Origin of the sequence: Serinicoccus chungangensis, assembly GCF_001483745.1 — a bacterium.
In the GTDB taxonomy this organism is placed as follows: domain Bacteria; phylum Actinomycetota; class Actinomycetes; order Actinomycetales; family Dermatophilaceae; genus Ornithinicoccus; species Ornithinicoccus chungangensis_A.
Genome location: NZ_LQBL01000008.1, coordinates 58,943 through 73,058, shown reverse-complemented (window position 1 = coordinate 73,058; position 14,116 = coordinate 58,943). Strand labels below are relative to the sequence as shown.

Sequence of the window (14,116 nt, the reverse complement as noted above, 5' to 3'; positions counted from 1 at the left end):
TTGCTCCCGGTGAGGGCTGACGTCTGTCGGTAAGCCGTGCCAGGATCGGGACGGAGGCGCCGCCACGGCGGCGGCGCGGAGAGGGCGGAGCCATGGCGAGGGGGCCGGTGCTGCTGGTCGGCACGACCAAAGGGGCGTTCGTCCTCGAGCAGCGCGAGGGAGAGGGCGGTGTCGGCTGGGCGGTGCGGGGCCCCTTCTGCGACGGGTGGCCGATCAACCATGTCGTCGGCGACCCGGTGACCGGGACGATCTGGGCCGGCGGCGGGGGCGAGTGGTCGGGCGCGGGGGTCTGGCGCTCCACCGACGGCGGCGGCACGTGGGAGCTCAGCCAGCTGACGACCGGCGCCATGGACGCCTGGGCCGCGGGCGACCCCGACTTCGCCACGGCGGTCGGGTGGAGCCCGAAGGACGTGCCGTTCGGCGAGGAGTTCAGCCAGGTGTGGTCGCTCGGCCTCGCCGGGGACCGGGTGTATGCCGGCACCAAGCCGGCCGCGCTCCTCGCCAGCGACGACGGCGGGGTCACGTGGACCGAGGTCGAGAGCCTGCGCCAGCACCCCTCGGCGGAGGACTGGAACCCGGGCGCGGCGGGGCTGGTGCTGCACACCATCCTGGCCGACCCCGGAGACCCGTCCCGGGTGTGGCTCGGGATCTCCGCCGCCGGGGTCTTCGCCACGAAGGACGCCGGCGGCCAGTGGGAGCGGCGCAACGCGCTGGCCCTGCCCGACGAGCCGGACGCCGCGGCCGCGGCCGAGCACCCGGGGGGACCGGGCGGCGGGGAGGTGGGGCTGTGCGTCCACCACATCGTCCGTGCGCCCGGGCCGGGCGACGTCCTTTACCAGCGCAACCACGTCGGGGTGTGGCGCTCTGGTGACGGCGGACTGACCTGGAGCGACATCACCGCCGGTCTGCCCTCCACCTTCGGCTTCCCGATGCGGGTGCACCCGCGCGACCCCGACACGATCTGGACCATCCCGCTCAACGGCGACATGGAGGGCCGCTACCCGCCGGACGCCGCCGCAGCCGTCTGGCGCTCCACCGACGGCGGGTCGACGTGGGAGGCGCAGCGGGCCGGGCTGCCCCAGGAGTCGTGCTTCTTCACCGTGCTGCGCCAGGCGATGGCGGGCGACACCGGGGACCCGGCGGGGCTCTACTTCGGCACCAACACCGGGTCGGTCTTCGCCACCGCCGACGAGGGGGAGAGCTGGCAGGAGATCGCGCGGCACCTGCCGACGGTCCTGTCGGTGGAGGTCCTCGAACGCACCTGAGTGGGCCACGCATGCCGATGACGTGATCCGCCGGCTCGTCCAGACGATCGACGCCCACCGATGGGAGGACCTGCCCGACCTGCTGGCGCCGGGCTTCACCAGCCGCCTCGTGCCTACCGGCGAGACCTCGTCGCGGACCGCGGGCGCGCGGCGTGCCGGACCCACGTCACCGGTCTGGTCGAGGGGCTGACGGCCCACGTCGAGTTGGCGATGTTCGTGGACGGGGCCGAGGGGGCGACCCGGGAGATGACCGAGGTCTGGGCCGACCTCCACGGTGTCGCCCCGGAGGGCACCCGCCCCTCCTGAGGTGGAGGGGTCTGAGGTGCATCAATGATGCACCTTGATGCGCGTCATTGATGTAGATTGGTGTGATGCGCACCACGGTGAATCTCACGCCGGACGTCGAAGCTGAAGTGGCCCGGCTGCGGGAGTCAGGCCTCAGCGTGAGCGAGGCCGTCGTCCTCCTCGCCCGTCGCGGGATGCTGCGGTCGCGGCAGACTTCCCCGATGCCCTTCACGCAACGCACCTCGCGCCTCGGTTCCCGCGTCGATGTGACCAACATCGGCGAGGTGCTCGACCTTCTGGACGCCGAGTGATCGTCGACGCCAACATCCTGCTGTATGCCGTCGACAGCACCTCGTCCCACCACGAGTCGAGCAGGGCCTTCCTCGAGGAGCGGCTCAACGGTGATGTCCGCGTCGGCATACCGTCGCAGAGCGTCACCGCCTTCCTGCGGATCTCGACCCACCCCCGGATCATGGCCGAGCCGCTCGAGCCGGCCTTCGCGGCGACCCTGGTCGACGACTGGATGCACGCTCCGGCGGCCTGGATGCCCGAGACCAACGCCTCGACCTGGGCGATCCTGCGACGGCTGATCATGAAGGACGGTGTCACCGGCAACCTCATCCCTGACGCCCAGCTGGCCGCGCTCGCGCTCCAGCACGGCGTGCCGGTGGTCAGTGCCGACAGCGACTTCGCCCGCTTCCCCGAGGTGCCATGGATCAATCCCTGCCGGTGACCGGCGCTGGACCACCCGACGTGCACGTCTGCGGTGCGTGAGGGCATACCCGCAGTGGTCGTCCGTGTGCACGCCGGGCGGCGCGAACGCTTGACACCCTCGTCGCCAGTGATGAGACTGGTTGCGTGATACGCGCACAGTTGCGCGATACGCACCACCAGAAGGGCGACCATGAGCACCTCCTCCCTCCCCGTCCGCTGCGACGTCCTCGTCATCGGGGCCGGCATCGTCGGCAACTCGCTGGTCCACCACCTCGCCGAGCTGGGCTGGACCGACATCGTGCAGATCGACAAGGGCCCCTTGCCCAACCCCGGCGGGTCCACCGGCCACGCCTCCAACTTCATCTTCCCCGTGGACCACAGCCGGGAGATCACCGACCTGACCCTGGACTCGATGCGGCAGTACGACGAGATGGGCGTGCTCACCACCTCCGGCGGCATCGAGGTGGCGCGCACCGAGGAACGGATGGAGGAGCTGCGGCGGCGGATGTCTTCGGCCAGGGCCTGGGGGATCGAGTCGCGGCTGGTGACGCCGGAGGAGGTCGCCGAGATGGTGCCCTTCCTCGACCCCGACGTCATCGTCGGCGGCTTCTACACGCCCAGCGTCGGCGTCGTCGACTCGCTGCGCGCTGGCACCATCATGCGGGAGAACGCCCAGGCCAAGGGCGTGCTCACCACGGTCCCCAACGTCGAGGTGACCGGGATGACCGTCACCGAGGGTCGGATCAGCGCCGTGCAGACGGACAAGGGCGACATCGAGGCGCCGGTCGTCGTCATCGCCTGCGGCGTCTGGAGCCCGCGGCTGGCCCGGATGGCCGGCGCGCACATCCCGCTGACCCCGGCCGTGCACCAGATGATCTCGGTCGGCCCCTGCGAGCCGCTCGCCGAGAAGCCGGGCGAGATCAGCTTCCCGATCATCCGGGACATGGACACCTTCTGCTACGAGCGGCAGCACGGCTCGGACATGGAGGTCGGGTCCTACGCCCACCGCGCGATCCTGCACGAGCCGGACGAGATCCCCTCGATCGCGCAGGCCAAGCTGTCGCCGACCGAGATGCCCTTCACCGAGGACGACTTCGACCCGCAGCTGGAGCAGGCGCTGGAGCTCATGCCCGAGCTGCTCGGCGACGAGCGCGCCGAGATCCGCTACGCCATCAACGGGCTGCTCTCGCTCACCCCGGACGGTGCACCGGTGCTGGGGGAGACCCCCGAGGTCAAGGGCCTGTGGAGCTGCGCCGCGGTGTGGATCAAGGAGGGCCCGGGCGTCGGCCGCGCGGTCGCGGAGTGGATGACCCACGGCCACCCGGAGATCGACCTGGGGCACAGCGACATCGCCCGCTTCTACCCCCACCAGCGCACCCGCGCCCACGTCCGCGCCCGCACCAGCGAGGCGTTCAACAAGACCTACGGCATCGTCCACCCCTCCGAGCAGTGGCAGAGCTCGCGGCCCATCCGGCTCTCGCCGATGCACGCCAGCCAGCGCGAGCTCGGCGCGGTGTTCTACGAGGCCGCCGGGTGGGAGCGCCCGCAGTGGTACGCCTCCAACGAGCCGCTGCTCGAGGAGTTCGGCGACGCCGTCATGCCGCGCGAGCACGAGTGGGACGCCCGCTGGTGGAGCCCGGTCATCAACGCCGAGCACCTGGCCCTGCGGGCCCGCGGCGGCATCGTCGACCTCACCGCCTTCGCGATCTTCGACGTCGTCGGACCGGCCGCGCTCGACGCGGTGCAGCGCATCATCGTCGCCCAGGCCGACGTCGCGATCGGGAGGGTGGTCTACACCCCGGTGCTGGACGAGACCGGCGGCTTCCGCTCCGACCTCACGGTCATGCGGCTCGGGCACGACCACTTCCGGGTCGTCACCGGCGGGGCGCACGGCATGGTGGACAAGAAGTGGTTCGCCGACCACCTGCCCGAGGGCGCCTCGCTCGTCGACCTGACCTCGGCATACTCCACGATCGGGGTATGGGGTCCGCGCGCCGGTGACGTGCTCGGTGCGCTCACCGACGACGACCTGTCGCCGGAGACCTTCCGGTTCGGCACCTGCCGGCTCATCGAGGTGGGCGACCTGTCGGTGCTGGCCTCGCGGATCTCCTACGTCGGCGAGTTCGGCTGGGAGCTCTACGTGCCCATCGAGACCGGCGCGCAGCTGTGGGAGCGGCTCATCGAGACGGGCCGCGAGCACGGGGTCGTCCCCGTCGGCATCGGGGTCTACACCGCGACCGGGCGGATCGAGAAGGGCTACCGCGCCTACGGCGCCGAGCTGGACGCCGAGCGCACCCTCTCCGAGACCGGCATGGAGCGGCCCAAGGTCAAGGACGCCGACTTCATCGGCAAGGAGGCCGTGCTGGCCCAGGCCGGGCAGCCCCCGAAGGCGGTGCTCTGCGCGCTGACCGTGGACGACCACACCTCCGCGAGCGGGGTCAAGCGCTACATGCTCGGTGGCGAGCCCATCCTCGGGCGCGACGGCGAGCCGCTGACCGACGGCCACGGGCACCACCCCTACGTCACCTCGGCGGCCTCCGCGCCGAGCCTCGGCAAGCACGTGCTCATGGCCTTCCTGCCGCCCGAGCAGGCCGTCGTCGGCACCGGGCTCGCCGTGTCCTACATGGAGGAGCTCTACCCGGTGACCGTCGCCAGCGTCGACGCGACGCCGCTGCTCGACCCGGAGAACCTGCGGGTCAAGGGCCGGTACGCCGAGCTCGAGCAGCCCGCCGAGCATCCCGCGGCGGCGGCCGAGCCGGTGGGGGTGGCCTGATGACCGACGTCCTGGTCTGCGTGAAGCGGGTGCCCGACACCTCCGGCGAGGTCGTCCTGACCGCCGACGGGAGCGGTGTCGACGGCCGCTACGCCGGCTGGACCATGAGCAGCCACGAGGAGTGCGCCGTCGAGATCGCGGTCGCCGTCGCCGGGGACACCGGCGGCTCGGTCACCGTCCTGACCCTCGGTGACGACGACAGCGTCGAGCAGCTGCGCGCCGCGCTCGCCGTCGGGGCCGACGAGGCGGTGCGCATCGACGCGGTGGCCGACGACTACGGGCCGGCCGACGTCGCGACCGCCATCGCCGAGGTCGTCCGGGCCAGGGAGGCCGAGGGGCGGCCGTTCGACCTCGTGCTCGTCGGCAACGACGCCGCCGACACCGGCGACCACCAGGTCGGGATCCGGCTGGCGCACCTGCTCGACCGGCCCGTCGTGGCGGGCGCGCAGGAGGTCGCGGTGTCCGGCGACCGGCTGGACGTGCGGTCCAGCGTGTCCGGCCCGACGGAGGTCTTCGACGTCCCGCTGCCGGCCGTGCTCACGATCTGGGAGGGCGGGGTCGAGCCCCGCTACCCCAACATCAGCGGCCGGATGCGGGCCAAGAAGGCGCGGATCGAGGTGCTCGAGCCCTCCGGCGCGCCGCAGGGCAGCGGCCGGCTAGGGCTGCGGGTGCTGCCGCCGCCGGAGAGCGACGTCGAGGTGCTCGGCGAGGGGAAGGCCGCCGCGCCGCGGCTGGTCGACGTGCTGCGAGAGCTGGGAGTCGTGCGATGAGCGTGCTGGTCGTGGTGGAGCCGGAGGACGTGGGCGACGCGGGCGCCGGGCTGTCGGTGGTCTCCCAGGAGGTCCTCACCTTCGCCCGGTCGCTGCCGGGCGAGGACGTCGACGCCGTGCTCGTGGGTGCGGTCGGCACACCTCCCGAGGCGGTGCTCGCGCACTGCCGCGAGCAGGGGGTGCGGACGCTGCACGTCACCTCGGAGCCACGGCTGGAGCGGTATGCCGCCCGCGCCTGGGCGCGGGTCGTCGAGGCCGCCGCGGAGGCGGGTGGAACGGCATACCTCCTCGCGGCCGGAACCGCGCGCGGCAACGAGGTGCTGGCGCACGTCGCCGCACGCCGCGGCGTGCCGATGCCGTGCAACGTCGTGGCGGTGGTGCAGACCGAGCCGCTCGAGGTGGAGCGGCAGGTCGTCGGCGGCGCGGTCCTGGAGCGGGTCGCGCTGCGGGCCGAGGGCGGCCTCGCGGTCGCCTCGGTGGCCGGGCATGCTGTCGCCCCCGAACCGGCGCCGAGCCCGGGCGAGGCGCGGGTCGAGGAGGTCGCCGTCGAGCTGACCGACGCCGACCTGGTCGCGCAGGTGGTGCGCGTGGAGGCCAAGGAGGGCGGGGACACCTCCGCCCTGACCGGGGCAAACGTCGTCGTCGGCGCGGGTCGTGGTGTCGGCGGGGCCGACCAGTTCGACGACGTCGAGGCCCTGGCGGCGCGGCTCGGCGGCGCCGTCGGTGTCTCGCGCGTCGTCACCAGCCTGGGCTGGCGGCCGCACCACGAGCAGGTCGGGCAGACCGGCAGCCGGATCGCGCCGGACCTCTACCTGGCCTGCGGCATCAGCGGCGCGATCCAGCACTGGGCCGGCTGCAGCTCGTCCAAGACGATCATCGCGATCAACACCGACGGCGAGGCCCCGATGGTGACCAAGGCGAGGTATGCCGTCATCGGCGACATGCACGAGGTCATCCCGGCGGTCCTGGAGGAGCTCTCCTAGCCCTGCTTCATCTGCACCGGACGCGCGTCCGGGACGCACCGGACGCGCGACGGGGACGCACCGGACGCGTGACGGGGCCGCACCGGACGCGTGACGGGGACACACCGGACGCGTGACGGGGACACACCGGACGCGCGACGGGGACACACCGGACGCGCGACCTACCGTGCGTGCGATGTGAGGAGGCCGGCCGTGCTCAGCCAGCGCTCGCCCTCCTCGACGTAGCCCAGCCGGTGCAGCCACACCCCTGTCGTCACCCGCTCCACGAAGGCCCAGGCGTCGACCCGGTCCGGCTCCAGCCCGAGCCGTCGGCTCACCGAGGCGACCTGCCGGCGGTGCCACTCCCGCGCCGCCGCCGGTCCGTCGGCGCCGGAGATCTGCTCCAGCTCGGCCATGAGGTCGCGGAGCGCGACGCCGACGTCGTAGTCGCGCTCGCAGAGGAAGCCGTCGGGGTCGATGAAGGCATACCCGCCGCCGGGACGCTGGAGCGCGTTGAGGCTGTGGGCGTCGCCGTGGACGACCACCCGGTCCGGGTCCGGGTGCTCGACCAGCTCGCGGGACAGGGCGGCGGCCCGGTCGAAGGCCGCGGTGTGCCGGTGCACCCAGCCGCCGTCGGCGATCTCGGTCTCCACGATGGCGAGCAGCTGGCTGGCCTTCTCGCCGGGCTGCTCGTCCTGCGCGACCTCCAGCGGCAGCTCCCACGCCTGCTCGAGCAGGCCGACGAGGACCTCGACCTGGGCGAGACCGTCGGCGGTGGTGCGGGCGAGCGAGGGCCCCAGTCGCTCGAGGAGGGCTGCGCCGAGGTCGGCCTCGTGGTCCAGGACCCGGCAGTAGCCGCGCCCTGCCGCCGCCTGCATGACCCGTACCTGCTGGCCCAGGTCCGTGCCCGCGTCGTCGAACTTCACCGCGGCCGGCTCCCCGCCGCGTCGGACCTCGAGCACCGGCAGCCCGACGCCGTCGGTGTGCGCCCGCTCGATGACCAGGTCCCACCGTCGCACCGTCGCGGCCAGGACGTCCGGGAACCGCTGCAGCAGCGCGGCCGCCCACTCCTGGTCGGCCCACGGGCGGGCCCGCGCCACCGCCACCACCTCCGACTGGTCCACGCGGGCGATGGTGCCAGATGTCCCCGACCGTAGACTCGCCGGCGTGTCCCCCCGACCCCGCGCACGGCGCCCCCGCCGTGGTGCTGCCCGGCGCACCGGCCTCGCCGCCCTGCTCGGCGGCGTCGTGGCGCTGACCGCGCTCACCGCGCTGCCCGCGACCGCCCTCACCGGCGACGAGGACGACCTGGGGGCCCGCGCGCTGCGGGACGAGGGGTGGAGCGAGCCGTCGCTGGAGCTCGCCGACCTGACGCAGGCTGCGCCGGTGCACCCCATGACACCGCCGCTGAGCGCCGTGACGCGGATGTACCCCTCCTACTACGCCGACGGCTGCCACGTCGGGCGACGAGGCACGGAGGTCGCCCAGGGGTGCGTCTACGGGGATCCCGAGGGCGACGTCGAGGTGGCCGTGCTCGGCTCCTCCAAGGTGGGGCAGTACTTCCCCGCCCTGGAGGAGATCGCGCTGCGCGAGGGCTGGCGGCTGCGGATGTACACCAAGCTCGCCTGCTCCTTCGTCGACGAGCCGGAGCCGAGCTACCCCGAGTGCGACGCCTACAAGGTCGCTCTCCGCGAGCACCTCCAGGACCACCGGCCCGACCTCGTCCTCACCGGGGGGATGCGGCGCGAGGTCCCGGAGGGCTACACCCGCACCTGGACGTGGCTGCGCGAGGAGCTCGGGGTGGAGCAGGTCGTGGGGCTGTGGGACTCACCGGTCCCCAGCGACGGCAACCCCTCGGCCTGCGTCGCCGAGACCCTGGCGGACGGGGGTGACCTGCGGTCCTGCGCGGTGTCGCTGCGGGAGTCGCGCAGCGGCAACCCCTCGATGCGCGAGGCGGCCGACCGGGTGCCGGGCGCGATGTTCGTCGACCTGCGCGACTGGGTGTGCCCGACCACCTACCTCAGCCCGCGGTGCGCTGCCGTCGTCGGCCGCGCCCAGCTCTACGGCAGCGGCTCCCACCTCGTCCCGACCTACACCGCCACCCTGACCGACCCGCTGCACCAGCGCCTGCACGAGGCCGGGGTGGCGGCATACCGGCCCTCCGTGGACCGCGTGGGCGGTGCGGACCGGTATGCCACGGCCGCCCTGCTGACGCGCGACGTCGAGCCCGGTGGCCGGGTCTTCCTCACCAGCGGACGCGACTTCCCGGACGCCCTCGCCGCGGCGGCCAAGGCCGGCGCCGGCGGCGAGGCGGTGCTGCTCACCGGCGGCCCGGCGCTGCCGTCCGCGACCCGCGAGGCGCTGCTGCGGCTGGCCCCGAGCGAGGTCGTCGTGGTCGGTGGTGAGGACGCCGTCCCCGAGACGGTCGCGGAGCAGGTCGCCGAGCTGGCCCCGGTGGACCGGGTGTCGGGCCGTGACCGGCACGAGACCGCGGCGGCGCTCGCCCTCGTCGAGCCGGTGCAGGAGCGGGGCATCGTCGTCGTCGCGACCGGCGCGGACTTCCCGGACGCGCTCGCCGCGGCGGGCCGGGCCGGGCAGCAGGGCGCCCCGATCCTGCTGGTGCGCGAGACGGAGGTCCCGGAGGCCACCGCGGCGGCCCTGCGGGACCTCGACCCGGCGCGGATCGTCGTCGTCGGCGGTGAGGGGGCCGTGTCGAGCGCGGTCGCGGAGGACCTGGAGTCCCTGGGCAGCAGCGTCGAGCGGATCGGGGGCAGCGACCGCTACGCCACGGCGGCGCTGCTCGCCGGGCAGGGCGCCGAGGTGCTGCACGTCGGGTCCGGGGTGTCCTTCGCCGACGCGCTCGCCGCCGGGCCGGTCGCCGCCGCCCAGGGCGGCTCGGTCCTGCTGACGGCGCCCGACCGGGTCCCCACCGCGACCCGCGAGGCGCTGGAGCGGATCCGGCCCGAGCGGGTCGTGCTCACCGGTGGCTCCGGCGCGGTCGGCGAGGACGTGCGGCGAGCCCTGCTCCGGCTCACCTCCTGAACGGGGGCGCCGCCCCCTCAGAGGTCGGCGAGCAGGGCGGCCGGCTGCTCGACGCAGTCGGCGACGAACCGCAGGAAGCCACCCGCCGTCCCGCCGTCGCACACCCGGTGGTCGAAGGAGAACGACAGCTGGGTGACCTTGCGGACTCTGACCTTGCCCCGGTGCACCCACGGCTTGTCGACGATGCGCCCCACGCCCAGCATCGCGGCCTCGGGGTGGTTGATGATCGGTGTCGAGCCGTCCACGCCGAAGACGCCGTAGTTGTTGAGGGTGAACGTGCCGCCGGTCAGCTCGGCGGGCGACACCTTGCCGTCGCGGGCCTTGACGGTGAGCTCGCGCAGCGCGGCGGCCAGCTCGCTCGTCGTCATCGCGTCCGCGTCGTGCACGACCGGCACGACGAGACCACGGGGGCTCTGCGCGGCGAAGCCGAGGTTGACCGCGCCGTGGTGGACGATCTCGCCGGCCTCGGTGTCCACCGAGGAGTTGAGCGCCGGGTAGGCCTGCAGGCCCGCCACGGCGATGCGGGCCAGGAGCGGCAGCACGCCGATCCCGGCGTCGGGCCGCGCGGCCTTGAGGGCGTCCTTGGCCTTCATCAGCCGGGTGGCGTCGACGTCGACCCAGGTGGTGGCGTCGGGGATCTCGCGCCGCGAGGTGGACAGCCGCTCGACCATGAGCCGCTGCACGCCCTGGATGGGGATCCGCGTGTCGCTCCCGTCCCGGCCGGCCGGCGGCACCGGGTCGGCGGCCGGCGCGTTGCGCTGCTGGTCACCGGCGTCCCGGGTGGCGAGGTATGCCTCCAGGTCCGCCCGGCGGACGACCCCGGTCGGGCCGGGCGTCACCGTCGTCAGGTCGACACCGTGCTCGTGCGCCAGCCGGCGGACGAGGGGAGAGATGACGCGCACGGCGCGACCACCATTCGCGGCGCTCGGTGGGGTGGTGGGGGAACCATTGGCGGCGCTCGGTGGGGTGCTGGGGGAACCATTCGCGGCGCTCGGTGGGGTGGTGGGGGAACCATTGGCGGCGCTCGGTGGGGTGGTGGGGGCGGTCGGGGGCGTGGTGGTGCGGCCTCGGCGGCGGCGGCCGCCGGTGCGGCGGGCGGGGCCCTCGCCGGCGCCGTAGCCGATGAGCGGTCGCTCCGGCTGGTCCTCGCCCTGGCCGCCCGGGGCCGGGCCGCCGGAGGGGCGGGCACCGGCCTGCTCCTCCTCGCGGTACTGCTCGCCCCCGGCCCCGGCCCCGCCTCCGGCCCCGCCCGTGGCCCCGGCCCCGCCCGTGGCCCCGGCGCCGCCGGTCGCGCCCGACGGGGCGCCCTCCGACCCGTCCGGCTCGCCGATGGTGATGAGCGGCTCGCCGACGGGCAGCACCTGGCCGGCCTCGGCGTGCACCCGGGCGACGGTGCCGGCATACGGGCAGGGCACCGACACGGCGGCCTTGGCGGTCTCGACGGTGACGACCTCCTGGTCGACGCCGACCTCGTCACCGGCGGCGACGTGCCACTCGACGATCTCCGCCTCGGTCAGGCCCTCGCCGAGGTCGGGCAAGCGGAAGACCTGCGTCATGCCGACACCTCGTGCTCGTCGGGGGCGTGGGTGAGGTCGGGCTCGTCGTCCCACTGCAGCCGGGCGATGGTGTCGAGGATCCGGTCGATCCCGGGCAGGTGGGTGTGCTCGAGCTTGGGGGGCGGGTAGGGGATGTCGAGCCCCGTGACCCGCAGGACGGGCGCGGCCAGGCTGTGGAAGCAGCGCTCCTGCACCCGCGCGGCGATCTCGGCACCCATGCCGGCGAAGCCCTGCGCCTCGGCGAGGACGACGGCCCGGCCGGTCCGGCGCACCGACGCCTCGACCGTCGCGTCGTCGAAGGGCACGAGCGAGCGCAGGTCCACGACCTCGACGTCCCAGTCCTCCTCCGCGGCCGCGACCTCGGCGGCCTTGAGCGCGGCCGCGACCTGCGGGCCGTAGGTGAGCAGCGTGACGTCGGCGCCCTCGCGACGCACGACGGCCTGCCCGATGGGCTCGGTACGGGTGGGCAGCTCGAGGTCGGCCTTCGCGTAGTACTGGCTCTTGGGCTCCATGAAGACCACCGGGTCGTCGGAGGCGATCGCCTCGCGCAGCAACGAGTAGGCGTCGGCCGGCGTCGCCGGGGTGACGACGTGCAGACCGGGGGTGTGCACGTAGTAGCCCTCGGAGGAGTCGCAGTGGTGCTCGACGCCACCGATCCCCCCGGCGTACGGGATCCGGATGGTGATCGGCATCGGCAGCGCGCCGCGGGTGCGGTTGCGCATCTTGGCGATGTGCGACACCACCTGCTCGAAGGCCGGGTAGCCGAAGGCGTCGAACTGCATCTCGACGACCGGGCGGAAGCCCTGCATGGCCAGGCCGACCGCGAAACCGGCGATCCCCGCCTCGGCCAGGGGCGTGTCGACGCAGCGGTCCTCGCCGAAGTCCCTCGTCAGGCCGTCGGTGATGCGGAAGACGCCGCCGAGCGCACCGACGTCCTCACCGAGCACGAGCACGTCCGGGTCCTCGGTGAGCGCGTCGCGCAGGGCCGTGTTGAGGGCCTTGGCGTAGGTGGTCGGGCTCATCGCGCGCTCTCCATCTCCTGCTGGGTGACGTGGCTGTCCAGCTCGCTGCGGACCATCTCGCGCTGCTCGAGCAGCTGCGGCGTCGGCCGGTCGTAGACGTGGTCGAAGAGCTCGAGCGGCTCGACCGTCGGTTCGGCGTTCATCCGGGTGCGCAGGTCGGCGGCCAGGGCGTCGGCCTCGTCGCGGACCTCCTGGATGCGCGCGTCGTCGAGGTGCCCCTGCTCGACCAGGTATGCCTGGAGCCGGACGATCGGGTCCTGCCCGGTCCACCCGTCGACCTCGTCGGCGGTGCGGTAGCGGGTGGCGTCGTCGGCGTTGGTGTGCGCCTCCATGCGGTAGGTGTGCGCCTCGACCAGCACCGGGCCGTGCCCGGACCGGGCGTGCGCGTAGGCCTCCCGCATGACCGCCAGCACCGCCGCGGGGTCGTTGCCGTCGACCTGCTCGCTGCGCACGCCGTAGCCGACGCCCTTGTAGGCCAGGGCCGGGGCCTTGGTCTGCTTGGCGAGCGGCACGGAGATGGCGTACTTGTTGTTCTGGACGAGGAAGACCGCCGGGGCCCCGAAGACCGCGGCGAAGTTGAGGCCCTCGTGGAAGTCCCCCTCGCTGGTCGCGCCGTCCCCGATGAGGCACAGCGCGATGCCGTCGGTGCCGCGCCGGGTCAGCCCGTGGGCCGCACCGGCGGCGTGCACCGCCTGGGTGGCCAGCGGCGTGCACTGGGGGGCGGTGCGGGTGGCCCGTGGGTCGTAGCCGCAGTGCCAGTCCCCGCGCAGCAGGGTGAGCACCTCGACCGGGTCGATGCCGTGGGTCACCAGCGCCATCGAGTCGCGGTAGGTCGGGAAGAGCCAGTCCTGCTGGGCCAGCGCCAGGACCGGCGCGACCTGGCAGGCGTCCTGCCCACGCGAGCTGGGGTAGACCGCCAGGCGGCCCTGCTTGGTCAGCGCGGTCGCCTGGGCGTCGAAGCGGCGGCCGACGACCATGGCGCGCCAGACGGCGAGCAGGTCCTCGGGTGCCGGCATGGCGTAGCCGCGGGCCCGCGCCTGCTCGCCCGGGTCGACGGCGCTGCCGTCGGCGGCGAGCAGCTGCACCGGGGTGGGGCAGGGGAGCAGTTCGGTGATGTCACTCATCGTCGAGTCCTCGGTCCTCACGTAGACGTCTAGGGGTCATCGTCCCGCGTCGGCGCACACTGTGACGACATCAGGCGAGAATCCTGGACGAGTGGCAGGATGGGCGCATGGCAGAGGACCGTACGTCCGGTGACGGTCCGGTCCTCCGGAGGGGGACCGGACAGGTTGCCGCGGCCCTGGACGAGACCGACCACGCCATCGTCGCCGAGCTGCGCCGCGACGGCCGGCTGTCGGTCCGTGCGCTCGCCGAACGCGTGCACATCAGCCGGGCGACGGCATACTCCCGGCTCGAGCGGTTGCACCGCGAGCAGGTGATCACGGGGTATGCCGCCCGCGTCGACGCGGACAAGCTCGGCCTGGCGACCGCGGCCTACGTGTCGGTCTCCATCGAGCAGGGGGCGTGGCGCGAGGTCCTGGACGCGCTCGAGACGCTGCCCGGGGTCGAGAAGGTGGCGCTGGTGGGTGCGGAGTTCGACATGCTCGTGGAGGTGCGGGCGCGCGACAACCACGAGCTGCGCGACGTCGTCCTGGGCCGGATCCAGGGTGTCCCGGGGGTCCGCGCCACCCGCACCTGGCTGGTCTTCGACGAGTGGGAGCGCTGAG

13 protein-coding genes are annotated in these 14,116 nt (G+C 73.8%); 9 read left to right on the top strand and 4 right to left on the bottom strand.

Features of this window, described 5'->3' with window-relative positions:
- Positions 1-92 precede the first annotated feature (92 nt).
- From AVL62_RS04200 to AVL62_RS04175, 7 genes are all read left to right on the top strand, one after another.
- A complete protein-coding gene (locus AVL62_RS04200; RefSeq protein ID WP_058890422.1) occupies positions 93-1,265 on the top strand; it encodes a WD40/YVTN/BNR-like repeat-containing protein in 1,173 nt (390 codons plus the stop codon).
- 60 nt (positions 1,266-1,325) lie between these two features.
- Positions 1,326-1,571, top strand: coding sequence for a hypothetical protein (locus AVL62_RS16955; protein WP_153011663.1), 246 nt, complete (start codon positions 1,326-1,328; stop codon positions 1,569-1,571).
- Positions 1,572-1,636: 65 nt separating this feature from the next.
- Positions 1,637-1,861: a hypothetical protein gene (locus AVL62_RS04195; RefSeq protein ID WP_058890455.1), complete on the top strand. Its 225-nt coding sequence runs from the start codon at positions 1,637-1,639 to the stop codon at positions 1,859-1,861.
- Positions 1,858-2,283 (top strand): TA system VapC family ribonuclease toxin, encoded by a 426-nt coding sequence (locus tag AVL62_RS04190; protein ID WP_058890421.1) that lies wholly within the window; start codon positions 1,858-1,860, stop codon positions 2,281-2,283. Before AVL62_RS04195 ends, AVL62_RS04190 begins: the two co-directional genes overlap by 4 nt.
- 171 nt (positions 2,284-2,454) lie before the next feature.
- Positions 2,455-5,037, top strand: a complete 2,583-nt coding sequence (locus AVL62_RS04185) for a GcvT family protein (protein ID WP_058890420.1) — start codon at positions 2,455-2,457, stop codon at positions 5,035-5,037.
- On the top strand, positions 5,037-5,807 hold the full coding sequence (locus AVL62_RS04180) for an electron transfer flavoprotein subunit beta/FixA family protein (RefSeq protein WP_058890419.1): 771 nt from the start codon (positions 5,037-5,039) through the stop codon (positions 5,805-5,807). Before AVL62_RS04185 ends, AVL62_RS04180 begins: the two co-directional genes overlap by 1 nt.
- Positions 5,804-6,790: an electron transfer flavoprotein subunit alpha/FixB family protein gene (locus AVL62_RS04175; RefSeq protein ID WP_058890418.1), complete on the top strand. Its 987-nt coding sequence runs from the start codon at positions 5,804-5,806 to the stop codon at positions 6,788-6,790. The genes AVL62_RS04180 and AVL62_RS04175 overlap by 4 nt, the downstream gene beginning before the upstream one ends.
- A 161-nt stretch (positions 6,791-6,951) precedes the next feature.
- Here AVL62_RS04175 and AVL62_RS04170 read toward each other — a convergent pair whose 3' ends face one another.
- Positions 6,952-7,893: an aminoglycoside phosphotransferase family protein gene (locus AVL62_RS04170; RefSeq protein WP_058890417.1), complete on the bottom strand. Its 942-nt coding sequence runs from the start codon at positions 7,891-7,893 to the stop codon at positions 6,952-6,954.
- Between the two features lie 43 nt (positions 7,894-7,936).
- Here AVL62_RS04170 and AVL62_RS04165 point away from each other — a divergent pair, with 43 nt between their 5' ends.
- The gene (locus AVL62_RS04165; protein WP_058890416.1) at positions 7,937-9,811 is read left to right on the top strand and encodes a cell wall-binding repeat-containing protein; all 1,875 of its coding nucleotides are present in this window, start codon (positions 7,937-7,939) and stop codon (positions 9,809-9,811) included.
- A gap of 17 nt (positions 9,812-9,828) precedes the next feature.
- On the opposite strand, the gene AVL62_RS04160 is transcribed toward AVL62_RS04165, so the two are convergent.
- From AVL62_RS04160 to pdhA, 3 genes are read right to left on the bottom strand one after another with little or no spacing between them, the layout of a single operon-like run.
- A complete protein-coding gene (locus AVL62_RS04160; RefSeq protein ID WP_058890415.1) occupies positions 9,829-11,367 on the bottom strand; it encodes a dihydrolipoamide acetyltransferase family protein in 1,539 nt (512 codons plus the stop codon).
- Positions 11,364-12,389, bottom strand: a complete 1,026-nt coding sequence (locus AVL62_RS04155; protein WP_058890414.1) for an alpha-ketoacid dehydrogenase subunit beta — start codon at positions 12,387-12,389, stop codon at positions 11,364-11,366. The genes AVL62_RS04160 and AVL62_RS04155 overlap by 4 nt, the downstream gene beginning before the upstream one ends.
- A complete protein-coding gene (pdhA, locus tag AVL62_RS04150; protein WP_058890413.1) occupies positions 12,386-13,513 on the bottom strand; it encodes a pyruvate dehydrogenase (acetyl-transferring) E1 component subunit alpha in 1,128 nt (375 codons plus the stop codon). The genes AVL62_RS04155 and pdhA overlap by 4 nt, the downstream gene beginning before the upstream one ends.
- A 107-nt stretch (positions 13,514-13,620) precedes the next feature.
- Here pdhA and AVL62_RS04145 point away from each other — a divergent pair, with 107 nt between their 5' ends.
- Positions 13,621-14,115: an Lrp/AsnC family transcriptional regulator gene (locus tag AVL62_RS04145; RefSeq protein WP_058890412.1), complete on the top strand. Its 495-nt coding sequence runs from the start codon at positions 13,621-13,623 to the stop codon at positions 14,113-14,115.
- The last annotated feature ends 1 nt before the right edge of the window (position 14,116 follow it).

Excerpts from the sequence above, each read along its gene's own strand:
- AVL62_RS16955 (WP_153011663.1), top strand. The coding sequence starts at position 1,326 with ATGGGAGGACCTGCCCGACCTGCTGGCGCCGGGCTTCACCAGCCGCCT.
- AVL62_RS04195 (WP_058890455.1), top strand. The coding sequence starts at position 1,637 with ATGCGCACCACGGTGAATCTCACGCCGGACGTCGAAGCTGAAGTGGCC.
- pdhA (WP_058890413.1), bottom strand. The coding sequence starts at position 13,513 with ATGAGTGACATCACCGAACTGCTCCCCTGCCCCACCCCGGTGCAGCTG.
- AVL62_RS04200 (WP_058890422.1), top strand. The coding sequence starts at position 93 with ATGGCGAGGGGGCCGGTGCTGCTGGTCGGCACGACCAAAGGGGCGTTC.
- AVL62_RS04160 (WP_058890415.1), bottom strand. The coding sequence starts at position 11,367 with ATGACGCAGGTCTTCCGCTTGCCCGACCTCGGCGAGGGCCTGACCGAG.
- AVL62_RS04175 (WP_058890418.1), top strand. The coding sequence starts at position 5,804 with ATGAGCGTGCTGGTCGTGGTGGAGCCGGAGGACGTGGGCGACGCGGGC.
- AVL62_RS04145 (WP_058890412.1), top strand. The coding sequence starts at position 13,621 with ATGGCAGAGGACCGTACGTCCGGTGACGGTCCGGTCCTCCGGAGGGGG.
- AVL62_RS04185 (WP_058890420.1), top strand. The coding sequence starts at position 2,455 with ATGAGCACCTCCTCCCTCCCCGTCCGCTGCGACGTCCTCGTCATCGGG.
- AVL62_RS04155 (WP_058890414.1), bottom strand. The coding sequence starts at position 12,389 with ATGAGCCCGACCACCTACGCCAAGGCCCTCAACACGGCCCTGCGCGAC.
- AVL62_RS04180 (WP_058890419.1), top strand. The coding sequence starts at position 5,037 with ATGACCGACGTCCTGGTCTGCGTGAAGCGGGTGCCCGACACCTCCGGC.